Below are 21,281 nucleotides of genomic sequence, written 5' to 3' on the forward strand. Positions count from 1 at the left end.
CAATTCTTGGGAGATCTTTGTGCTGAATTCAAGCGCGACAATCTTCATTGCGCGAGTTTGAATCATAATCAAATAGTCAAGTTTGAAAAAACTGTGTCGAATCTTGAGTTGACGTTATTTGGTGTAATCTCCAGGAAGGAAACGCTGCGGGATTATAAGTATTCAATATCGAATGATAGTGGAAAGTACTATAATAAATGCTCTCAGTATCTTATGGAGCGCATTGGGTTTTTCGCAAGGATGCGCGGGATTTCGCCGGAAGATATAGATATAGTTTTTGAAGAGGCGAATTTAAACTATTCAAGAATGAGGACTTTTCTCAAAGCGTGCCAAAGGAAGCCTTTGATAAAGTTCACAGAGAATTTGAGTTACATAAATATTGACAGGATATCTACGAAAAATAAATCTGAAGAAAGTCTTCTTCAAATAGCCGATTTGGTAGCTCACGCGCTGTATAGATGTGTTGACAAGAGCAAGGGTAACTACGGGATTTCTGAGATAAGATACCTTCGTGAATTGTCTGGAAAGTTTTTTGCAAGCCATAATACCAAGAAAGTTTGCGATGCCGGTCTGTATTGTGTTCATTCAGTGCGAGATCTGAATGTTGATGATGAGACCCGGGAATTCATTTCTGGTATGAGGAACGGTTGATCGATTCAGTTTATTGGAAGCCTGTTCAGGAGGACGTTTAACTTTCTTAGGTGGCGCGCAGAAGCAGTTGGTCGCGCTATTGCGCGACCAACCGGATGGGTCCCCCCTCACACCGCCGCATTATAAGCCGCAATCGCCGCCATGTTCACGATATCCGAATCCTTCGCATTGAGCGAAACCACCTGAACGGACTTGTTCAGCCCCACCAGAAGCGGGCCGATGACGGTTGAGCCGCCCAGTTCCTGCAGCATCTTGGTGGAGATGGAGGCGGAGTGGAAGGCGGGCATGACCAGCACGTTGGCCGGGCCCGACAGGCGGCAGAAGGGATATTGCTGCATCAGGCTCGGATTCAGCGCCACATCGGCGGCCATCTCGCCATCATATTCGAAATCGACCCGGCGCTTGTCGAGGATTTTCACCGCCTCCTGAACGCGCTCGGAGCGTTCGCCCGGCGGGTGGCCGAAGGTGGAATAGGCGAGCATCGCCACGCGCGGCTCATAGCCCATGCGGCGGGCCTGCCCGGCGGCCTCCTCGGCAATGTCGGCCAGCTCCTCGGAATTGGGCATGTCGTGCACCGCCGTGTCGGCCACCAGCACGGTGCGCCCGCGGCACAGCGCCAGCGTGACGCCGACCACCCGGTGGCCGGGGCGCGCGTCGATCACGCGGCGTACATCGTCGAGCACGGTGGAATAGTTGCGCGTCACGCCGCTCACCATCGCATCCGCATCGCCCAGCGCCACCATGGTTGCGGCGAAATGGTTGCGGTCGTTGTTGATCAGGCGCTGCGCATCGCGGAAGAGATAGCCCTTCCGCTGCAGGCGTTCATAGAGATAGTCGGCATAGATGCTGTTGCGGCGCGAAAGCCGCGCATTGATGATCTCGATGCCGGATTTGGAAAGGTCGACGCCCGCATGGCGCGCCGTCTCACGGATCTGTTCTTCCCGGCCCAGAAGAATGGCGGTGCCGAGCTTCTGGTTCACATAGGAGGCGGCGGCGCGCATCACCTGTTCTTCCTCGCCCTCGGCAAAGACCACGCGCTTGGGCTGGCGGCGGACCCGGTCGTGGATGCGCTGGAGCGTGGAGGCGAGCGGATCGCGACGCGCGGAAAGCTCGTTCGTGTATTTCTGCATGTCCATGATGGGGCGGCGGGCAACGCCCGAATCCATCGCGGCCTTTGCGACCGCCACCGGCACCGCCGAGATGAGGCGCGGGTCGAACGGCACGGGGATGATGTAGTTCGGGCCGTATTTGGGGCGGTTGCCCTGATAGGCGGCGGCCACGTCGTCCGGCACATCCTGGCGGGCAAGTTCCGCCAGCGCCTCGGCGGCAGCCACCTTCATCGCATCGTTGATGGTGGTCGCCCGCACATCGAGCGCGCCACGGAAGATGTAGGGGAAGCCGAGGACGTTGTTGACCTGGTTGGGATAGTCCGAGCGGCCCGTCGCCATGATGGCGTCCGTGCGGATCTCTGCCACTTCCTCCGGCGTGATCTCCGGGTCGGGATTGGCCATGGCGAAGATGATCGGGTTTTTCGCCATGGACTGCACCATGGCCGGCGTCAGCGCGCCCTTGGCCGAAAGGCCGAAAAACACATCCGCGCCGTCGAGCGCTTCGGCGAGCGAGCGCTTTTCGGTCTCTACGGCGTGGGCCGACTTCCACTGATTCATGCCTTCCTCGCGGCCCTTGTAGACCACGCCCTTCGTGTCGCAGAGGAAGACGTTTTCCGGCGCGAGGCCAAGCGATTTGGCAAGCTCGATACAGGCGATGCCGGCCGCACCCGCGCCATTGCAGACAAGCTTCGTCGTCTTGATGTCGCGGTCGGTCAGATGCAGCGCGTTGATGAGGCCGGCGAGCGCGATGATGGCCGTGCCGTGCTGGTCGTCATGGAAGACTGGAATGTCCATCAGCTCGCGCAACCGGCTTTCGATGATGAAGCACTCGGGCGCCTTGATGTCTTCCAGATTGATGCCGCCGAAGGAGGGGCCGAGCAGCTTGACGCAATCGACGAAGGCGTCGGCGTCTTCCGTGTCTACCTCGAGATCGATGGAATCGACATCGGCGAAGCGCTTGAAGAGGACGGACTTGCCCTCCATCACCGGCTTGGAGGCAAGCGCGCCCAGATTGCCGAGGCCAAGGATCGCCGTGCCGTTGGAAATGACGGCCACCATGTTGCCGCGCGTCGTGTAGTCGAAGGCGCGGCTCGGGTCTTCGGCTATGGCCTGAACGGGAACCGCCACACCCGGCGAATAGGCCAGCGACAGGTCGCGCTGGGTCGCCATCGGTTTGGTGGGCGTGATCTCGAGCTTGCCGGGTCTGCCGGTGGCGTGGAAATCGAGCGCTTCCTGCGGGCTGACGGACGGCCCCTGACGTTCAGGCTTTTTGCTGGCGGACATGTCTGTGTGTTTCCTCCGGGAGACGGCTCTGGCTTTATGCTTTCTGTGGAGTTTTGCCAGTGACGGGTGCATAAGGCTACACTTTTGCCCAGTAAATGGCCAAGCAGATTGAAGCTGTTGTTTTGAAGCTAGGTCAAAAGCCGGAGAGCCCTCCTTGAACGACGAAACGCCCATGCGCCACAAGGCAATGCAGGCCGCCGCCGCGGGGGCTACGCCGATGATGGCGCAGTATATCGAGATCAAGACGGCCAATCCCGATTCGCTGCTGTTCTACCGAATGGGTGATTTCTACGAGCTGTTCTTCGAGGATGCCGAAATCGCCAGCCGGGCGCTGGGCATCACGCTCACCAAGCGCGGCAAACATCAGGGCGACGATATTCCCATGTGCGGCGTGCCAGTACACGCGGCAGACGATTATCTCCAGAAACTGATCGGGCTTGGCCATCGCGTGGCCGTCTGCGAGCAGATGGAAGATCCGGCGGAAGCCAAGAAGCGGGGCTCCAAATCGGTGGTGAAGCGCGACGTGATCCGGCTGGTCACGCCGGGCACCATCACCGAGGAAAAGCTGCTCGATCCCTCCGAGTCCAATTACCTGATGGCGCTCGGCCGGGTGAAGGGCGGCGATGAGAGCCTGGCGCTCGCCTGGATCGACATTTCCACCGGCGCGTTCCGCGTGGCGCCGACGGCCCCCGACCGCCTCCTCGCCGATGTGCTGCGGATCGACCCGCGCGAGCTGATCGTGCCGGAAGCCGTCTATTACGACGATGCCTTCCGGCCCGCATTCGATGTTCTGGGGCGGGTTGCCAATCCGCAGCCGGCGAACCTGTTCGATTCCGCCTCCGCCGAAATGCGCCTGACGCGCTTTTATGGTGTGGCGACACTGGAAGGCTTTGGCCGCTATTCCCGCGCCGAGCTTTCGGCCATTTCGGGCGCGGTCGCCTATGTGGAGAAGACGCAGAAGGCGGAGCGCCCGCCGCTTGGCCGGCCGGAGCGCGACGACGAGGGGGCGAGCCTTTTCATCGACCCGGCCACCCGCGCCAATCTGGAGCTTGGCCGCACGCTTTCGGGCAGCCGCGACGGCAGTCTCGCCAAGGCGATCGACCGCACGGTGACGGGTGCGGGAAGCCGGCTTCTCTTCGAGCGGCTCATGTCGCCGCTCACCGATCCCGAAGCGATTGGCAGGCGGCTTGACGCTGTGTCGTTCTTCCTTGCCGAGCCGGGACTGCGCGAAGATGCGCGCCGGCTTCTAAAGGGCGTGCCGGACATCGCCCGCGCGCTCTCGCGGCTGGCGCTCAACCGTGGCGGCCCGCGCGATCTGGGCGCCCTCGCGTCCGGTTTCGAGGCCGCGCATGGCGTGGCCGAACTGCTTCAGGGAAAGGAGGTTCCCGCCGAGCTCGCCGGAGCGCTTTCCGGCATCGCCGGCTTGCCGATGCAGTTTGCCGCGCATCTGTCGCGGGCGCTCGCCGACGAATTGCCTCTTCTAAAGCGCGATGGCGGGTTTATTCGCGCCGGCTACAATGAAGAACTCGACGAAATGCGCGCGCTGCGCGACCAGTCGCGCCGGGTGATTGCCGAGATGGAGCGGCAGCTCTCGGATGAAACGGGCGTCAAGTCGCTCAAGATCCGGCATAACAATGTGCTCGGCTACTATATCGAGGTGACGGCCAACAACGCCGCCGCAATGAACGGTACGGACGAGGCCAAGGCGCGCTTCATCCACCGTCAGACCATGGCCAATGCCATGCGCTTTACAACGACGGAGCTCGCGGAGCTTGAAACGAAAATAGCCAATGCTGCGGACCGGGCATTGCAGATCGAGTTGTCAGCCTTCGAGACCCTTCTCGCGGAGGCCGTGGCCGCCGCCGGCACGATCCGCGCCGCCGCCGATGCGCTGGCAGTGCTCGACGTTTCGGCCGCGCTGGCCACCCTTGCGGAGGCGGAAGATTATTGCCGCCCGCAAGTGGACGACAGCCTCGATTTTCACGTCGAGGGCGGACGTCATCCTGTGGTGGAGCAAGCCCTGCGCAAACAGCTCGCCGAGCCATTCGTTGCCAATGACTGTGACCTGTCGCCTCTCAGTTCGGAGCAGGCCGGTGCCATCTGGCTTCTCACCGGTCCGAACATGGGCGGTAAATCGACCTTCCTGCGCCAGAACGCGCTTATCGCGGTGATGGCGCAGATGGGCTCCTTCGTTCCGGCGTCCGTTGCCCGCATCGGCGTGGTGGACCGACTTTTCAGCCGTGTCGGCGCATCGGACGATCTGGCGCGCGGGCGCTCCACCTTCATGGTCGAAATGGTGGAAACGGCGGCGATCCTCAACCAAGCGGGCCCGCGCGCGCTCGTGATCCTCGACGAGATCGGGCGGGGAACGGCGACGTTCGACGGCCTTTCCATCGCCTGGGCGGCGGTCGAGTATCTGCATGAAGAAAACCGCTGCCGCGCGCTGTTCGCCACCCATTTCCACGAGATGACCGCGCTTTCCGAAAAGCTCGGGCGGTTGTCCAACGTGACCATGCGGGTGAAGGAATTCGAGGGCGACGTGGTGTTCCTGCACGAGGTGGGACGCGGCGCGGCCGACCGTTCCTACGGTGTGCAGGTGGCGCGGCTTGCCGGCCTGCCGCATGCGGTGGTGGAGCGGGCGCGCGAAGTGCTGCAGCAGCTCGAAGAGGGCGAAACCTCGGGCAAGGCCTCGAAGCTGATCGACGACCTGCCGCTGTTCTCTGTGGCGGCGAAGCAGGAAGCGAAAGTGCCGCAGACGCCGGATCGCGTCGGCGAGGAATTGCTGGCGATCAACCCCGACGACCTGACCCCGCGCGAGGCGCTGGATGCGCTTTATCGTTTGAAGCAGCTCGTGGCGAAGAAGTAGGTGGGTGTTACGATGCAGATGGCGCTTACGCTTGCTAAAGCGTGTCGCCCCAACCGGCCTTGCGGGCGGCCTTGAAGATGCGACCCTCGCGGCGCGTGACGAGACGTTCGTCGAGGGCGCCGTCCTCGGTGCACAATTTCAGCCGTACCATGCCACTCGCCGTCTTCGGTGGGGCGAGCACGCGTGGAGGGCGGTCGTCGGGTGCATGGCGCGAAATCGCCAGATAGCTGAACTTCTCGTCCTCCCACGGCACTTCGCCCCCCTTGGCGGTGCGGTGCAGGCGCGAGCGCGCCACGCGGCGGGAGAAATGGCACCAATCGGGCGCTTTTACCGGGCAGGGCGCGTGATGCGGGCAGGGTGCTAGAATGTGTCCGCCAAGAGCGGTCAGCCGGTCGCGCGCGGCAAGAATGCGCTGCCAGCCGGCGGGCGTTCCGGGCTCGACGATCACCAGCGTGTCGGCAGTCAAAGCCCAGAGCCGGTCGATCAGCGTATCGCGCGCCGCCGGGGCAAGCTCGTCCAGAACGTAGCAGAGCGTCACGAGGTCGGCGGGCGCAATATCGGTTAGACCGTCTTCGACGTTTGCCGCGTACCAGTCCGTATCGATGGAGAGCGCTTCAGCAAGCCTCGCGCTGGCCTCGCGCATGGCAGCGCTCGTTTCAACCAGCGTTGCCGCGCCGAGCTCCGGCCATTCCGCACGGGCCGCCCAGAGCGCAGTGCCCGGGCCTGCACCTATGTCGAGCAGCCGCGCCGGCGCGAAACCTTCACGGCGGTCCGCCGTTTCCGAAAGGCATTGACGAATTGCGGCGTAGGTGGCGGGCAGGCGGGTTGCCAGATAGGCTTTTGCCGCCAGCGCATCGCCCACATGCAGGCTGCCGTCACGGGTTTCGGCGCGGTAGCGTTTTGAAAGGCGCTGGGCGGCGTCCTGAATCTCGGAAAGCGGAGTGCCTTCGAGAAACGCGTCGACCGCCTGGCGCAGTGGCGCGGGAAGCTCCATTTGAAACCCGTGTCATTGGTGTTCGATCCCGTGCGGACATAGCGGCATGACCGGAACGTCGCAACCGCAACTTTTGACAGCCGTTTCGCTGCGCGCGAAAACACGCTATACAGCGCCGCCAATCTGGGAAACTCATGGCCAAGGTTCCACTCAAGCTCGATCAGATCGTCGATGGCGCAGCATTGCGCGCCGAGCTCGCAGGCTTTACCGAAAAATCGAGCGGATCGGACGTGCGCGCTCATGTGATGGCGACGCTGAAAGCGCGCATCGCCGAAGGGCGTAAATCGGCCGAAACAATGCTGATGAACGATGGCGGCGGCACGGCCTGCGCGTCGCGGCTTTCGCATCTCATGGATGTCATCATCACCGAGGTGCAGCATTTTGCGGCAACGCATGTCTATCCGACGCAGAACCCGTCTTCGGCTGAACGCCTGGCAATTGTCGCCGTCGGCGGCTATGGGCGCGGCACACTGGCGCCGGGCTCCGACATAGATTTGCTGTTCCTTCTTCCCTACAAACAGACCCCGTGGGGCGAGCAGATCGTGGAATATGTGCTCTACATGCTGTGGGACATGGGGCTTAAGGTCGGTCATGCCACCCGCAACATCGACGAGTGCATTCGCCAGGCGCGGACCGACATGACAATCCGCACGGCGGTGCTGGAAGCGCGCTTCATCTGTGGCGAGAAACCTCTTTACGAAGAGATGGTCGAGCGTTTCGACGAGGAAGTGGTCAAGGACACGGGCGCAGAGTACAGTCAGGCCAAGCTCGCCGAGCGCGACCTGCGCCATGCCAAGGCGGGCGAGAGCCGCTATCTGGTGGAGCCCAATGTGAAGGACGGCAAGGGCGGCCTGCGCGACCTGCACACGCTGTTCTGGATCGGCAAATACTTCTATCGCGTGCGCCGCGCCGAGGATCTGGTGGGGCAGGGCGTCTTCACCCGCAAGGAATATTTGCAGTTTCGCAAGGCGGAGGATTTTCTCTGGGCGGTGCGCTGCCACATGCATTTCCTCACCGGAAAGGCGGAAGAGCGGCTGCATTTCGATATTCAGCGCGATATTGCCGAGCGGCTTGGCTATACGAGCCATCCCGGCCTGTCGGCGGTCGAGCGCTTCATGAAGCACTATTTCCTGACCGCCAAGGGCGTGGGCGATCTGACCCGTATCTTCTGTGCGGGGCTGGAGGAGGAGCAGGGCAAACATGTGCCCGGCTTCAATCGCTTCTTCATGAATTTCTCGCGCCGCCGCAGAAAACTCGCCGGCACCGGTGATTTCATCGTCGACAACCACCGTATCAACGTTGCCGATGAGGGCGTGTTCGAGCGCGATCCGGTAAACCTGCTACGGCTTTTTTGGTTCGCTGACCGACACGGGCTGGAATATCACCCCGAAGCGTTGAAGCTGCTCACTCGTTCTTTGAAGCTGATCGACCGAAATCTTCGTCGCGACAAGGAGGCAAATCGCCTCTTCATGGAAGTGCTGACGTCGGATCGCGATCCGGCGCTCAACATGCGCCGCATGAACGAGGCCGGCGTGCTCGGCAAGCTCATTCCCGATTTCAACAAGATCGTGGCGATGATGCAGTTCAACATGTACCACCACTACACGGTCGATGAACATCTGATCCGCTGCATCGGCGTGCTTTCGGAAATCGAGCACGGGGACGGGGAGAAGCTGCACCCGCTGTCGCACTCCCTTATGCCCTCGCTCAAGGCGTGGCGACCCGTTCTCTACACCACACTGCTGTTGCACGACATCGCCAAGGGCCGCCCGGAGGATCATTCGACGGCAGGCGCGCGTATTGCCCGCAGGCTCTGCCCGCATATGGGCTTCGATGCCAAGGAAACGGAAACGATCGCCTGGCTGGTCGAACATCATCTGGACATGTCGCTGGTTGCTCAGACGCGTGATCTGAACGACCGCAAGACCATTCAGGATTTCGCCGATATGGTTCAGTCGGTGGAGCGATTGAAGCTGCTTCTGGTGCTGACGGTGTGTGATATTCGCGGTGTCGGACCGGGCGTGTGGAACGGCTGGAAGGGTCAGCTTTTGCGCACGCTTTATTACGAGACCGAAGTGCTCCTAACCGGTGGTTTCTCGGAAGCCTCGCGCGCCACCCGGGCCGAAGAGGCACGGCAGCGGCTTGCCATCGCTCTCGACGAGAAGGAATGGCCTGAAAAGGATATCGAGGATTATCTCGACCTGCACTATTCAGCCTATCTGCTTGCCGTCGATCTCGACGACCAGATCCGCCATGCGGATTTCATTCGCGCGTCCGACCGGGAAGAACGGCCATTTGCCACCATGGTCAAACCGCATACGTTCGAGGCAGTTACCGAGATCACCGTCTTCGCGCCAGATCATCCGCGCCTCCTGTCGATCATCGCCGGTGCTTGCTCGGCCGCCGGAGCGAACATTGTCGATGCACAGATCTTTACCACCACCCATGGCCGCGCGCTCGACACCATTCTTATCGGCCGCGAGTTCGATTTCGATGCCGATGAGCGCCGCCGTGCCGAGCGTGTGCGCAAGCTCATCGAGGATGTATTGTCCGGCAAATCCTATTTGCCCGAGATGATCGAGAAGCGCGCAAAACCACGTCGTGGTACCAAGGCCTTTCGTGTCGAACCGCGTGTGGAAATCGGCAACACGCTGTCGAACCGCTTTTCCGTGGTGGAGGTGAAAGGTCTCGACCGTGCGGGACTGCTCTCGGAGTTGACCGAGACGTTGTCCAATCTCTCGCTCGACATCGCTTCAGCGCATATCACGACTTTTGGCGAGAAGGTGATCGACACGTTCTATGTCACCGATCTGACCGGCCAGAAGATCGTCAGCCCGGATCGGCTGGACGCCATCCGCAAAGCGCTTCTGAAGACGCTCGAAAGCGGTTCCGAACGTCCCGCCAGGAGCAGGGCCCGGGCGGCTGCCGAATGAGAGCCCGCGTGGGGAATGGGTTCACGCTGCAGGACGCGTGGATTGCCGTTTCGGCACGGACCCTCGGGCTTGGCTTGAGGGCACATGCCGGAGAGTTTCGGCGGCAAATTGGTTTCAATAACGGGCGGTCTCCCGTCTTCACCTTCAGGTTTTCCAATCCATGAGCCTTATCGGAAAATTCGCCAGCGTCGGCAGTGCCACCATGGCCAGCCGCATTCTCGGCTTTGCGCGCGAGGCGCTCATTGCCGCTGCTATCGGCGTTGGCCCGGTTACGGACGCCTTCTATGCCGCTTTCCGCTTTCCCAACCTGTTCCGGCGGCTTTTTGCCGAAGGCGCGTTTAACACCGCTTTCATTCCGCTTTTCGCAAAAGAGATGGAGGGCGGTGGCGTGGAGGCCGCGCGCCGTTTCGGCGAGGATGTGCTGGCCGTTCTGATGACGGTCCTGCTAGCGCTTTCGGCGCTTGCCATGCTCTTCATGCCATTCCTCGTTGCAACCGTCATCGCGCCGGGTTTTTCCGACACGCCGGAGAAGTTCGATCTGACGGTGGTCATGACGCGGATCATGTTCCCCTACCTGTTCTGCATGTCACTCGTGGCCATGTTTTCCGGCATCCTCAACGCGATGCGCCATTACTTTCTCGCCGCGCTGGTGCCGACGCTGCTTAACGTGATCCTGATCGGCGTTCTTCTGGCAGCGCTCTATTGGCGATTCGATCCACGACAGACGGGTGTCTGGCTGGCCTGGGGCGTGTTCGTCTCGGGCTTGGCCCAGCTTTTCTTCCTGGTCCAGGGCGCACGGCAGGCAGGCTATTCCATGCGGGTGCGTCGTCCGCACTTGACGCCCGGCGTCAAGCGCTTGCTCGTGCTGATGGCGCCGGCGCTTCTGACCGGCGGGATCATGCAGATCAACCTTCTCGTGGGGCAGATCATCGCCTCCTCGCAAGACAACGCTATCGGGCTTTTGAACTTCGCCGACCGCATCAACCAGCTTCCGCTTGGCGTGATCGGCATTGCCGTGGGGGTGGTGCTTCTTCCGGAGCTTTCCCGGGCGCTGAAGGCCGGAGACCAAGCCGACGCACAGCATCTGCAGAACCGCTCTATGGAGTTCGCGTTGGGGCTTACATTGCCCGCTGCCGTCGGCCTCATGGTGATGCCGGCGCCCATCGTTGCCGTACTTTACGAGCGTGGCCAATTCACCGCGATCGACACGGCGATGACGGCTGCAGCGCTCGCCGCCTTCGCCAGCGGCCTGCCAGCCTATGTGCTGACCAAGGTATTTCAGCCGGCATTCTTCGCGCGCGAAGACATGCGCACGCCCATGTGGTTCTCGTTGGTCACGGTCGTGGTCAACATCGCGGCAAGCCTGCTTCTCTTCCCCATCTATGGCCATGTGGCAATCGCCGCAGCGACCGCGCTCTCGGCCTGGGTCAATGTTCTGCTTCTGGCGATCACGCTCTGGCAGCGCGGCGATTTCCGGCCTTCGCCCGTCACGCTGCGGCGTGTCGCTTTCATGTTGCTCGCCAGCGCGATGATGGGCGCTGTCGTCTGGGCACTGCTTGCATCACTGCATCAGTTCGTCGGTCACGAATTGCTGATCGTGCGCATCCTGGCGGTCGGCATCATCGTAGGCTTGGGGGCAATTATCTATTTCGGGGTGGCGCTTCTGACCGGCGGCATCGACCGGGCGGAACTTACCCGTGTCAGGAGGCGCGGCCGCTAGAGCATCTCTCATTAACGGAATGCGAAGGCGATCCGGATAACGTCGCCTTTATCGTTCGGGGGAGACGCATGCAGCAACGACTTTACTACATCGATTTCCTGCGCGTCTCAGCGTTCATGCTGTTGATCGTCTACCACGCCTCAGTGGCTTTCTTCCCGGATATGAAATGGCTGATCGAAGCGCCGGAAGGCAACGCCACGCTGTCGCTTGTCATGAAATTCCCGCGCGCCTGGCGGTTGGCTCTCCTGTTCTTCGTTTCGGGCATGGGAACGTGGTTCGTCTATCGCCGGTGTCGTGATCTCAGCTTTTTGAAGGGCCGGTTCCTGCGGCTCTTTCCGCCGCTGATCTTCGCAATGTGCGTCGTCATCGTACCGCAGGTCTGGTATGAGCGCATGTATGAGGATGGCTATCAGGGGTCGTTCCTCACCTTCTGGCTGACACGCTATTTCACGGAAGGGAAATATCCGGAAGGCAATTTCACTTGGGCGCATATGTGGTTCGTCGCCTATCTTCTGGCGATGACCTTCGTCTGCTATCCGGTCTTCCGTCTGATTGACCAGCCTTTCATGAAGCCGGTGACCGACTGGTTTCAGCGAGTTGCAGCCTCAGCCTGGGTCTATCTGCTTTTCCTTCTGCCGCTTGTGCTCAATTTCGCGCTGTCGCCCATTTTCCCACGCCAGACCAATGCGCTCTACAATGACGGGGCTTGGTTTGCGGTGTGGGCAAGCTGGTTCGGCCTGGGCTTTCTCTTCGCTCGCTACCATCAGGCGCTGATCGGCAATATCGTAGGGCTGCGCTGGTGGAGCGCAGCCAGTGCCATGGCGTTAACCGCAGCGCTCTATCTGTTCTCCTGGACGAGCGCCGGCATCTCCATCGGCGATTACGAGACCATGACGCCGCTCTTCAAGACATTGCTGATGGCGCTGGCATGGTCGATGATCCTGGCGCTGTGCGGATTTACAGCGAAACATTTGAATGCGCCGAGCGTTACAATCTCCTGGCTCAACCGCAAAGTCTTCCCGCTTTACATCGTGCATCAAACCGTGGTTCTGGCCGCGCTCTACTATGTATTACCGCTCGGGCTCGGCGTGTGGGCGGAGTATGCGCTTGTGCTTTCGGCGACCTTTGCCGGCTCGTTCCTGCTCGCCATTGCGGCCGAATGGTTGCCAGGCCGGTGCGGCCTGCTGGTGGGACTTCAGCCGCGCGGACGACCGCTGCCAGCAGGCGGGGCGGAGACCCAATCAACGCGTGGGGCTTGATTGCCGGTTTCGCGTCGTTCATAAGCCATTGCGCGGTTTTCGCGCTCCAAAAGGCATTCAGGAAAGATCCATGAGCGAATTCAAGGAGCTCGTCTTCTCCGGCGTTCAGCCGACGGGCAATCTTCACCTCGGCAACTATCTGGGCGCACTGCAGAAATTCGTGGCGTTACAGGACAGCCATGAGTGCATCTATTGCGTCGTCGATCTGCACTCTCTGACCGCGACCATGGCGCATGACGACCTGGCCGATCAGACGCGTTCGATCACCGCCGCTTTCCTGGCGAGCGGCATAGATCCGAAGAAGAACATCGTCTTCAACCAGAGCCAGGTGCTGCAGCACGCCGAACTTGCATGGATCTTCAACTGCGTTGCGCGTATCGGCTGGATGAACCGCATGACGCAATTCAAGGACAAGGCCGGCAAGGACCGTGAGAACGCCTCGCTCGGCTTGCTCGCTTATCCGAGCCTGATGGCCGCAGACATTCTCGTTTATCGTGCCACCCACGTGCCAGTGGGAGATGATCAGAAGCAGCATCTCGAGTTGACGCGCGACATCGCACAGAAATTCAACAACGATTTCTCCCGGCGCATAGCCGAGCTCGGCTATGGCGTCGATATGGAGGTTGGCGAGGAAAAGGTGAATGGCTTCTTCCCCCTCACCGAGCCTTTGATCGACGGCGCGATCACGCGGGTGATGAGCCTGCGCGACGGCTCCAAGAAGATGTCGAAGTCGGACCCGTCCGATCTGTCGCGCATCAACCTCACCGACGAGGCCGATGCGATAGCGAAGAAGATCAAGAAGGCGAAAACGGATCCCGAGCCATTGCCTTCCGAGCTGGGCGGCCTGATCGAACGTCCCGAAGCACAAAATCTCGTGGGCATATACGCTGCACTTTCCGGAACGACGAGTACTTCCGTGCTCACCGAGTTTGGCGGTCGCCAGTTTTCGGAGTTCAAACCTGCCCTGGCCGAACTCGCGGTCGAGAAGCTGGCGCCGATCGCCGGTGAGATGCGCCGCATTCTGGCCGATCCGGCTTATATCGACGGCGTTCTGCGCGAGGGCTCCGGCCGAGCGCGCGAAAAGGCCGAGGCGACCATGAAGATGGTGCGCGAGATCATCGGGCTCATCGACGGTTGAGCCCTTTGACGACCTTGTCTTGCCGAAAGCTTTTCGCGATGGCAGATTGCGCTGGAAAGGCGGGTAACTCGCCTGCGAAACAGGACGTGTGAATGGTCTCCAAGCGACTGATCCGCGAGGCAGGGCACCGCCGCAAGTTCCTTGCCATTATCGATGACACGCCGGAATGCGAACGGGCGGTCGCCTATGCGGCGCGGCGTGCCCAGTCGACAAACGGTGTCCTGGTGCTCCTTTTCGTGATCGAACCCGGCGATTTTCAGCATTGGCTGGGGGTCGAACAGATCATGCGCGAGGAAGCCACGGCCACGGCCAATGCGGCACTCGATACCCATGCGACGAAGGTGCGCGAAACCATCGGCATCGAGCCGGAACTCGTCGTGCGCGAGGGAAAATCTGCCGATGAGATCCATAAACTGATCGAAGAGGATCAGGATATTGCGATCCTCGTTCTAGCCGCAGGCAGTTCCAAGGAAGGTCCGGGCCCACTCGTCTCGTCCATTGCCGGCAAGACGGCCGCTTTTCCCATTCCCGTTACCGTCGTGCCGCAGAATCTGAGCGACGAGGAAATCGAAAGCCTGGCATAAGGCTGCAACGCTCCCCATATGCGCGCTTGAACAGTCCATCGTTTCCGCCTATTTTAGAATAATTCCAAGAAACGCCAGATCGGAAAAACACCATGTTCATTCAGACCGAAGCGACCCCCAATCCCGCGACGCTGAAATTCCTGCCTGGCCGCGTGGTCCTGGAGGAAGGAACGGCGGATTTCCGCGAGGCGGGCTCGGCCGCCGAGACCTCGCCCCTGGCTGAACGCCTGTTTGCGATTTCTGGTGTGACAGGCGTTTTCTTCGGTTACGATTTCATCACGGTGACCAAAGAGGATGGGCCGGACTGGCAGCACCTGAAACCCGCGATTCTCGGCACGATCATGGAGCACTTTATGTCGGGCCAGCCGGTTATGGCAAAGGCCGGATTAGGCGGTCTGCCTGTCTCCGATGATGGTGAGTTTTATGATGAGGCGGATCAGGAGATTGTCTCCACGATCAAGGAATTGCTGGATACGCGTGTGCGACCGGCGGTTGCTCAGGATGGCGGCGACATTACATTCCGCGGCTACGAAAAAGGCACAGTGTTCCTTCACATGAAGGGCGCCTGTGCGGGCTGCCCCTCCTCGACGGCGACATTGAAGCACGGGATTCAAAACCTGCTTCATCACTTCGTACCGGAGGTCCGGGAAGTCGAGCAGGTGCTCTGATTGCTGTCAATCAGGGCTCAGACGTGAAAAAACCGGGCTTTGAGACCCGGTTTTTTTTCAGGATCGGATCGGCCGATCCTTGTCGCTGAGACGGTTGCTACCGCTTAACGATTACTTTTGCCCCAACTTCGGTACGGTTGTAAAGGTCGATGATGTCCTGGTTCATCAATCTGATGCATCCGGACGACATCGCTTTGCCAATAGAGCGCCACTCGGGCGTGCCATGCAGACGGTAACCCGTATCGCCGCCGCGATTGAAAAGATAAAGCGCGCGCGCGCCGAGGGGGTTGGAAAGGCCGGGCGGCATGCCGCCGCGCCATTTCGCTAGTTCAGGCTGACGACCAATCATCGCGGAGGGCGGCGTCCAGGTGGGCCATTCGCGCTTCATTGCAATGCGCGCCGTGCCTGCCCATTCGAAGCCCTCGCGGCCGACACCAATGCCATAGCGCATGGCTTTGCCATCATCCAGCACGAGGTAAAGAAACTTTGCGTTGGTGTCGACAATGATGGTGCCGGGCTTTTCCTTGGTTTCGTAGGAAACGATCTGGCGATGATACTTTCGAGGCACCTCACTGATCGGGATACGCGGCAACTGGTAGCCAGCGTCCTTCACCATGCCGTAGTCGGAGGTGAACACCTTGAAGGGGCCGCCCGACGTACAGCCGGCAAGTGCTGTTGCAAATCCCAGTGCCGCAGCAATGACGATTGATTTGAATTTCATGCCTTCCCCCAGCCCGAATAACTTAACTGTGCCTGAACCAGGCCGCAATTTGACCATCATTGTTAAATTCTTGGTTAACAAATTGCCAAGATTTCAGCGCCGTTGGCGTGCTGTAATTTCCTTATTCGGGCTCATTATTGCAAACGGGCAACACAATCCCCAATTTCATTTGGATGGAAGCCAGGAGCCGCATCATGAACGTTGGAGAGGCCGCCCGACATTCGGGATTACCTGCCAAGACGATTCGCTATTATGAGGAAATTGGCCTGATAGCCCCGGAGCGGGCAGATAATGGCTATCGCGATTATAGCGACGAGGACTTGCATTTCCTGACGTTTTTGAAACGCGCGCGCGGTCTCGGATTCGCCATCGAGGAATGCCGTCAGCTCATGGCACTCTACCGTGACAGGCAACGCGCAAGCCAGGACGTGCGCAGGATCGCTGTCTCGCATGTGGAAGCGATCGACGAGAAGATCGCCGAGCTGCACGCTATGCGCGCCACGCTTACGACGCTCATCGATGCCTGCCGCGGCGACCGTCGTCCCGATTGCCCTATCCTGAACGACATCGCCGGAGCCCGGTAGCGCTTCAAACGGGCCTTCGGCGGTGGCATACTCCGGTCATGCCGATCATCTCTCCGATTCCCGTCAACCCCCTGACCGATGGCCGCCAGTCGGATCGTGCCATGGTCATTCGCAGAGGCGTACAGCGTCTTCTTGCAACTATGGGCGCGGTCGTTCTGCCGGAGTTGACGCTGGCCAATGGCCGACGTGCCGATCTCGTTGCATTGACGAGGAAAGGCGACATCTGGATCATAGAAATCAAATCCTCGGTTGAGGATTTCCGAGTGGATCGGAAATGGCCTGATTACCGGGACCATTCCGACCGATTCTTTTTTGCCACCCACCCCGATGTGCCGACGGAAATCTTCCCCGACGAGTGTGGCTTTATCCTGTCGGACGGCTATGGAGCAGAAATCCTGCGTGAGCCCGAAGAGCATCGCCTGGCCGCCGCCACGCGCAAGGCCATGATGCTGCGTTTTGCGCGGGCGGGCGCGGCGCGGGTCACCGCAGCCGAGCTTGCCGGTATCGACGTGCCAATCGTCGAGACCGAGACGGGATGAAATTCACGCGGTGAACGGTTTGCGCCCGCTGGCCAAGGCGTGATCGAGATACTCGACGCGGTCCTGCCCGAAGAATGCTTCGCCGTTCAGGACGTAGGTTGGTACGCCCACAGCATCGGCTTCCACGGCATCTTTGGTGTTCTGTGTGCGGATTTCGGCAACTGCTTCGCTTTGTGCTTTCTTGAGAATCGACGCGGCGTCGAACTTCTCCAGTTCCAGATACTTTTCCAGAGTGTCGGGATCGGCGATGTTCTCTTCGTTTGCCCACAGGGCAGCGAAAACACGTTCCATGTAGCTTAACGGGTCATGTCCCGCCGCCACCAACGCGGTGATCACATGGTCTGACAGTGCAGGGTCCACGGGCCAGTGCCTGGGCGTCTTGTTGATCGGCAGGCCGCGGAAATCGGCTATGCGCTGCAATTCGACCAGCCGCATGCGCTGACGTACGGGTGGACGCTTGGCTGGCGGTACCGCGCCGGAGATTTCCCATACCCCCATCAGGTTGATCGGTTTCACCCGCGCTTTTGCGCCGTGTTTGTCGAGCACGGTGCGAAACGCCTGATGACCGAGATAGGTGAACGGTGACGCGGATGTGAAATAATAATCGACAGTGGTCGTCATCAATATCTCCGGAATAAATGGACGTGCGGAGACTAGCTGCGGGTGTTTCCCGCGCAAAGACGTCAGGACAACACTTTTGCGCGAGCGCGTAAGCCCTGATGCGAAGCCATAAAGGTCTTTTCCTCGTTATCGGGCGGGCGAGGGGCTTCGTTATAACCGAGTGCGCCCATCAGCTCATCGACGGGAACGAAGCGTTTGCCGCGCTTGTCGTAGACGCCACCGGTGGTCAGCACCATGGCCGCAACGCGCCCGTCGCCAAGCACAAATCGGTGCTGACCGATGATCTGCGTGCCATCCCAAGTTTCGATGGTTGAAACCACATCGAAACGCTGCCAGAGGCGAACCTCACGCACATAGGCTGTCTGCAGTCCACCGAGCAGAGGCGCCCAGCCGCGCTTGCGCGCGGCACCGATCAGCCCGCTGCGCAGGAAAATGTCGATCCGCCCCATATCCGCCAGCATCATGTAGCGGGCGTTGTTCAAGTGGATGTTCATGTCGATATCGGTGGGAAGGCAGCGGAAGGAGAGCTTGCTCTCATCGCCCAGCCGATAGACGCCCCGGCTCTTGCGTGTGGCGGCCACGCGAAGAAGACGCATCCAGACATACATGATTTTATATCCTGATCGGGTTGGCGTTGGGCGGCGCCTCCCAGCGCTTGAGGCGTTTGTGGGAAACGGCGCTTTCAAATGTAGCCGCTTTCACCGCCCCGGATGCGAAATGCATACGGGACAGTGCTTGTCGTTTCAGCGGTGTGCGGTCAGGCGGCCTTTTTCTCTGCCGCCTTTTCAGGCGCAAAGCGCTGGTAGAAGGCCTCGCCGCTTTCGGCCATTTCCAGAAGAAGTTTCGGCGCCTTAAACTGCTTGCCGTATTTCTTCTGCAGGCGCTTGGTCATGGCAACGAAAGTTTCCGCGCCCATCCCGTCAATGTAGGACAACGCACCGCCCGTGTAGGGCGCGAAGCCGAAGGCGAGAATGGAGCCGACATCCGCCTCGCGAGGATCGACGACAATGCCTTCCTCCATGATGCGGGCCGCTTCCAGCGCAATTGTGGCGAGGAAGCGCTCCTGCAATTCCTCGACATCGATCTTGTCCGGGTTCTTCTGCGGATAGAGATCCTTCAGGCCGGCCCACAGATGCTTCTTGGCGGGCTTGGCCGGATAGTCATAGAAGCCCTTGCCGTTCTTGCGGCCAAGGCGGCCATGCTTGTCGACCAGCGTGTCGATCAGCTCCATGTGGCGCGGGTCGACGGCCTTGGGGCCGAGATCGCGCACCGTCTGCTTCATGATCTTCTGGGCGAGGTCGACAGCCGTCTCATCGGTGAGCGCGAGCGGGCCGACGGGCATGCCGGCCATCTTCGCGGCATTCTCCACCATCGGGGCCGGAACGCCTTCGATGACCATGGAGAAGGCCTCCTGCATGTAGCGCAGGACGCAGCGATTGACGTAGAAGCCGCGCGTGTCGTTGACCACGATGGGCGTCTTCTTGATGGCGCGCACATAGTCCATCGCCACGGCAAGCGCCTTGTTGCCGGTCTTCTTGCCCATGATGATCTCGACCAGCATCATCTTGTCGACGGGCGAGAAGAAGTGAATGCCGATGAAGTTCTTCGGGCGTTTGGAGTTCTTCGCCAGACCTGAGATCGGAATGGTCGAGGTGTTGGAGGCGAAGACGGCGGACGGTTTGAGAACGGCCTCGGCCTTCTCCGTCGCTTCCCTCTTGATCTCCGAATCCTCGAACACCGCTTCGATCACCAGATCGCAGCCCTCAAGCTCCGCATAATCCTCGCTCGGTGTGATGAGCGAAAGGAGCTTTTCCTTGTCTTCGGCGGTGGCGCGGCCCTTCTTGATGGCCTTGTCCATGAGATCGGCGGAATGCGCCTTGCCCTTCTCGGCGGATGCCGTGTCGCGGTCGATCAGAACGACCGGAATACCGGCCTTGGCCGTGACGAAGGCGATGCCTGCGCCCATGAAGCCGGCACCGAGCACGCCAATCTTCTTGAACTTCTTGGTCGGCACGTCTTCGGGGCGGCGCGCGCCCTTGTTGAGTTCCTGCAAAGAGACGAAGAGCGAGCGGATCATCATCTTCGCTTCGGTCGTCTGCATGATCTCGGTGAAGTAGCGCTGCTCGATGGTCAGCGCCGTGTCGAAGGGCACCAGCATGCCCTCATAGACGCATTTCAGGATCGCGCTTGCTGCCGGATAGTTGTTGTAGGTCTCGCGGCGCAGGATGGCGATTGCCGGCGGCCAGAGGTTTGCGCCCGCCGCCGAGTAGACGGGGCCGCCGGGCAGTTTGAAGCCCTTCTCGTCCCATGGCTGAACCGGGCTTAGTCCGTCGCGGATCATCTTCTTCGCGGTCTCGACCAGCTTCTTCGGCGCGGCGATCTCGTGGATCAGCCCCATGGCCTTCGCCTTCTGCGGCGTCAGCGTCTGGCCGGTGGTCAGCATCTGCAGGGCTTCCTGCGGTTTCGCCAGACGCGGCACGCGCTGGGTGCCACCCGCACCGGGGAAAATGCCCACTTTCACTTCCGGCAGTGCCATCTTCACTGCCGGGCTGTCGGCTGCGACACGGCCATGGCAGGCAAGCGAAAGCTCGAATGCGCCGCCCATGCAGGTGCCATTGATGGCCGAGACCCACGGCTTGCCGGAGGTTTCAAGCTTGCGCCAGAGCCAGCCCATGCGGCCGGCATTGTCGAACAGCAGCTTGACCGCCTTCTTGCGGTCCTTGGCCTTTTCCTTCTCGAACTGGCCGAGCATCTTCTGCAGCATGGTCAGGTCCGCGCCGCCGGAGAAAGTCTCCTTGCCGGAGGTGATGACAGCGCCCTTGATCTCGTCGCTGCCGGCAATTTGGTCGATGATCGCATCCAGCTCGTTCATCACCTCTTCGGTGAAGACGTTCATGGAGCGGTCCGGCATGTCCCAGGTGAGGAGTGCTACGCCGTCTGTGTCCACGTCTACGGTGAAATTCTTGTAGTCGGTCATGGTCTGATCTCTCCCCGACAGCTCAAACGCGTTCGATGATGGTTGCGGTGCCCATGCCCGCGCCGATGCACAGCGTGACGAGCGCCGTGTTCAGGTCGCGGCGCTCCAGCTCGTCGAGAACCGTGCCGAAGATCATCGCGCCGGTTGCGCCGAGCGGGTGGCCCATGGCGATGGCGCCGCCATTCACATTGATCCGGTCGTGGTCGATTTCGAAGGCCTGCATGTAGCGCAGCACAACGGAAGCGAAAGCCTCGTTCAATTCGAACAGGTCGATGTCCGAAAGCTTCATCTTGGCCTTCTTCAGAAGCTTTTCCGTCACGTCGACCGGTCCGGTCAGCATGATTGCCGGTTCGGAGCCGATATTGGTGAAGGCGCGGATTTTTGCGCGCGGCTCCAGCCCCATGGACTTGCCGGCCTTGCGCGAACCGAGCAGAACGGCAGCCGCGCCATCGACGATGCCCGACGAATTGCCCGCGTGGTGGACGTGATTGATGCTTTCCAGCTCCGGATAGCGCTGTACGGCGACAGCATCGAAACCGCCCATCTCACCGGGCATCACGAAAGAGGGGTTCAACTGGCCAAGCGCCTGCATGTCGGTTCCGGGGCGCATATGCTCGTCATGGTCGAGAATGG

16 protein-coding genes and 1 pseudogene are annotated in these 21,281 nt (G+C 60.5%); 10 read left to right on the forward strand and 7 right to left on the reverse strand.

Annotated features, from left to right (window positions below; all coding sequences use genetic code 11):
- Positions 1–651, forward strand: a 651-nt coding sequence (locus QZ638_RS13700; protein WP_295811414.1) for a DUF3800 domain-containing protein, incomplete at its 5' end; no start/stop codon positions are given.
- Between the two features lie 107 nt (positions 652–758).
- Here QZ638_RS13700 and QZ638_RS13705 read toward each other — a convergent pair.
- Positions 759–3,044 (reverse strand): NADP-dependent malic enzyme, encoded by a 2,286-nt coding sequence (locus QZ638_RS13705; RefSeq protein ID WP_295811415.1) that lies wholly within the window; start codon positions 3,042–3,044, stop codon positions 759–761.
- A 172-nt stretch (positions 3,045–3,216) separates the two neighbouring features.
- Between QZ638_RS13705 and mutS the strand changes: the two genes are divergently transcribed.
- Complete coding sequence (mutS, locus tag QZ638_RS13710) at positions 3,217–5,910, forward strand: DNA mismatch repair protein MutS (protein WP_295811447.1); 2,694 nt, start codon at positions 3,217–3,219, stop codon at positions 5,908–5,910.
- 34 nt (positions 5,911–5,944) lie between these two features.
- Here mutS and QZ638_RS13715 read toward each other — a convergent pair whose 3' ends face one another.
- Positions 5,945–6,904, reverse strand: a complete 960-nt coding sequence (locus tag QZ638_RS13715; RefSeq protein WP_295811417.1) for a small ribosomal subunit Rsm22 family protein — start codon at positions 6,902–6,904, stop codon at positions 5,945–5,947.
- 134 nt (positions 6,905–7,038) lie between these two features.
- Here QZ638_RS13715 and QZ638_RS13720 point away from each other — a divergent pair, with 134 nt between their 5' ends.
- From QZ638_RS13720 to QZ638_RS13745, 6 genes are all read left to right on the forward strand, one after another.
- Entirely contained in the window at positions 7,039–9,837 is a 2,799-nt protein-coding gene (locus tag QZ638_RS13720; RefSeq protein ID WP_295811420.1) for a [protein-PII] uridylyltransferase, read from the forward strand.
- Between the two features lie 160 nt (positions 9,838–9,997).
- Positions 9,998–11,557 carry a murein biosynthesis integral membrane protein MurJ gene (murJ, locus tag QZ638_RS13725; RefSeq protein WP_295811422.1) on the forward strand — a complete coding sequence of 520 codons (1,560 nt, stop codon included), beginning with the start codon at positions 9,998–10,000 and terminating at the stop codon, positions 11,555–11,557.
- 68 nt (positions 11,558–11,625) lie between these two features.
- A complete protein-coding gene (locus QZ638_RS13730; protein WP_295811424.1) occupies positions 11,626–12,816 on the forward strand; it encodes an acyltransferase in 1,191 nt (396 codons plus the stop codon).
- A 70-nt stretch (positions 12,817–12,886) separates the two neighbouring features.
- Entirely contained in the window at positions 12,887–13,954 is a 1,068-nt protein-coding gene (trpS, locus tag QZ638_RS13735) for a tryptophan--tRNA ligase (RefSeq protein WP_295811426.1), read from the forward strand.
- Positions 13,955–14,046: 92 nt separating this feature from the next.
- Positions 14,047–14,538, forward strand: a complete 492-nt coding sequence (locus tag QZ638_RS13740) for a universal stress protein (RefSeq protein ID WP_007008142.1) — start codon at positions 14,047–14,049, stop codon at positions 14,536–14,538.
- A gap of 92 nt (positions 14,539–14,630) precedes the next feature.
- A complete protein-coding gene (locus tag QZ638_RS13745) occupies positions 14,631–15,206 on the forward strand; it encodes a NifU family protein (protein ID WP_295811428.1) in 576 nt (191 codons plus the stop codon).
- Positions 15,207–15,303: 97 nt separating this feature from the next.
- Here QZ638_RS13745 and QZ638_RS13750 read toward each other — a convergent pair whose 3' ends face one another.
- The gene (locus QZ638_RS13750; RefSeq protein ID WP_295811449.1) at positions 15,304–15,927 is read right to left on the reverse strand and encodes a L,D-transpeptidase; all 624 of its coding nucleotides are present in this window, start codon (positions 15,925–15,927) and stop codon (positions 15,304–15,306) included.
- A 194-nt stretch (positions 15,928–16,121) separates the two neighbouring features.
- On the opposite strand from QZ638_RS13750, the gene cueR reads away from it, so the two are divergent.
- Together cueR and QZ638_RS13760 are read left to right on the forward strand one after the other, a co-directional pair.
- Positions 16,122–16,511: a Cu(I)-responsive transcriptional regulator gene (cueR, locus tag QZ638_RS13755; RefSeq protein ID WP_295811431.1), complete on the forward strand. Its 390-nt coding sequence runs from the start codon at positions 16,122–16,124 to the stop codon at positions 16,509–16,511.
- 38 nt (positions 16,512–16,549) lie between these two features.
- Positions 16,550–17,050 (forward strand): MmcB family DNA repair protein, encoded by a 501-nt coding sequence (locus QZ638_RS13760; protein WP_295811434.1) that lies wholly within the window; start codon positions 16,550–16,552, stop codon positions 17,048–17,050.
- 3 nt (positions 17,051–17,053) lie between these two features.
- Here the strand turns inward: QZ638_RS13760 and QZ638_RS13765 are convergent, their stop codons facing one another.
- The 4 genes and pseudogenes from QZ638_RS13765 to QZ638_RS13780 all read right to left on the reverse strand — a co-directional run.
- Positions 17,054–17,671 carry a 2-hydroxychromene-2-carboxylate isomerase gene (locus QZ638_RS13765; RefSeq protein WP_295811438.1) on the reverse strand — a complete coding sequence of 206 codons (618 nt, stop codon included), beginning with the start codon at positions 17,669–17,671 and terminating at the stop codon, positions 17,054–17,056.
- Positions 17,672–17,733: 62 nt separating this feature from the next.
- Positions 17,734–18,279 carry a thioesterase family protein gene (locus QZ638_RS13770; RefSeq protein WP_295811441.1) on the reverse strand — a complete coding sequence of 182 codons (546 nt, stop codon included), beginning with the start codon at positions 18,277–18,279 and terminating at the stop codon, positions 17,734–17,736.
- Positions 18,280–18,428: 149 nt separating this feature from the next.
- Positions 18,429–20,648 carry a 3-hydroxyacyl-CoA dehydrogenase NAD-binding domain-containing protein gene (locus QZ638_RS13775; RefSeq protein ID WP_295811444.1) on the reverse strand — a complete coding sequence of 740 codons (2,220 nt, stop codon included), beginning with the start codon at positions 20,646–20,648 and terminating at the stop codon, positions 18,429–18,431.
- Between the two features lie 22 nt (positions 20,649–20,670).
- Positions 20,671–21,281 (reverse strand): annotated as a pseudogene (locus tag QZ638_RS13780) (acetyl-CoA C-acyltransferase); the annotation flags it as partial.

It is taken from the genome of uncultured Nitratireductor sp., assembly GCF_913053745.1.
Lineage (GTDB): Bacteria > Pseudomonadota > Alphaproteobacteria > Rhizobiales > Rhizobiaceae > Nitratireductor.

Coding starts and splice junctions, on each gene's coding strand:
- QZ638_RS13705 (WP_295811415.1), bottom strand. CDS start 3,044: ATGTCCGCCAGCAAAAAGCCTGAACGTCAGGGGCCGTCCGTCAGCCCG.
- mutS (WP_295811447.1), top strand. CDS start 3,217: ATGCGCCACAAGGCAATGCAGGCCGCCGCCGCGGGGGCTACGCCGATG.
- QZ638_RS13715 (WP_295811417.1), bottom strand. CDS start 6,904: ATGGAGCTTCCCGCGCCACTGCGCCAGGCGGTCGACGCGTTTCTCGAA.
- QZ638_RS13720 (WP_295811420.1), top strand. CDS start 7,039: ATGGCCAAGGTTCCACTCAAGCTCGATCAGATCGTCGATGGCGCAGCA.
- murJ (WP_295811422.1), top strand. CDS start 9,998: ATGAGCCTTATCGGAAAATTCGCCAGCGTCGGCAGTGCCACCATGGCC.
- QZ638_RS13730 (WP_295811424.1), top strand. CDS start 11,626: ATGCAGCAACGACTTTACTACATCGATTTCCTGCGCGTCTCAGCGTTC.
- trpS (WP_295811426.1), top strand. CDS start 12,887: ATGAGCGAATTCAAGGAGCTCGTCTTCTCCGGCGTTCAGCCGACGGGC.
- QZ638_RS13740 (WP_007008142.1), top strand. CDS start 14,047: ATGGTCTCCAAGCGACTGATCCGCGAGGCAGGGCACCGCCGCAAGTTC.
- QZ638_RS13745 (WP_295811428.1), top strand. CDS start 14,631: ATGTTCATTCAGACCGAAGCGACCCCCAATCCCGCGACGCTGAAATTC.
- QZ638_RS13750 (WP_295811449.1), bottom strand. CDS start 15,927: ATGAAATTCAAATCAATCGTCATTGCTGCGGCACTGGGATTTGCAACA.
- cueR (WP_295811431.1), top strand. CDS start 16,122: ATGAACGTTGGAGAGGCCGCCCGACATTCGGGATTACCTGCCAAGACG.
- QZ638_RS13760 (WP_295811434.1), top strand. CDS start 16,550: ATGCCGATCATCTCTCCGATTCCCGTCAACCCCCTGACCGATGGCCGC.
- QZ638_RS13765 (WP_295811438.1), bottom strand. CDS start 17,671: ATGACGACCACTGTCGATTATTATTTCACATCCGCGTCACCGTTCACC.
- QZ638_RS13770 (WP_295811441.1), bottom strand. CDS start 18,279: ATGTATGTCTGGATGCGTCTTCTTCGCGTGGCCGCCACACGCAAGAGC.
- QZ638_RS13775 (WP_295811444.1), bottom strand. CDS start 20,648: ATGACCGACTACAAGAATTTCACCGTAGACGTGGACACAGACGGCGTA.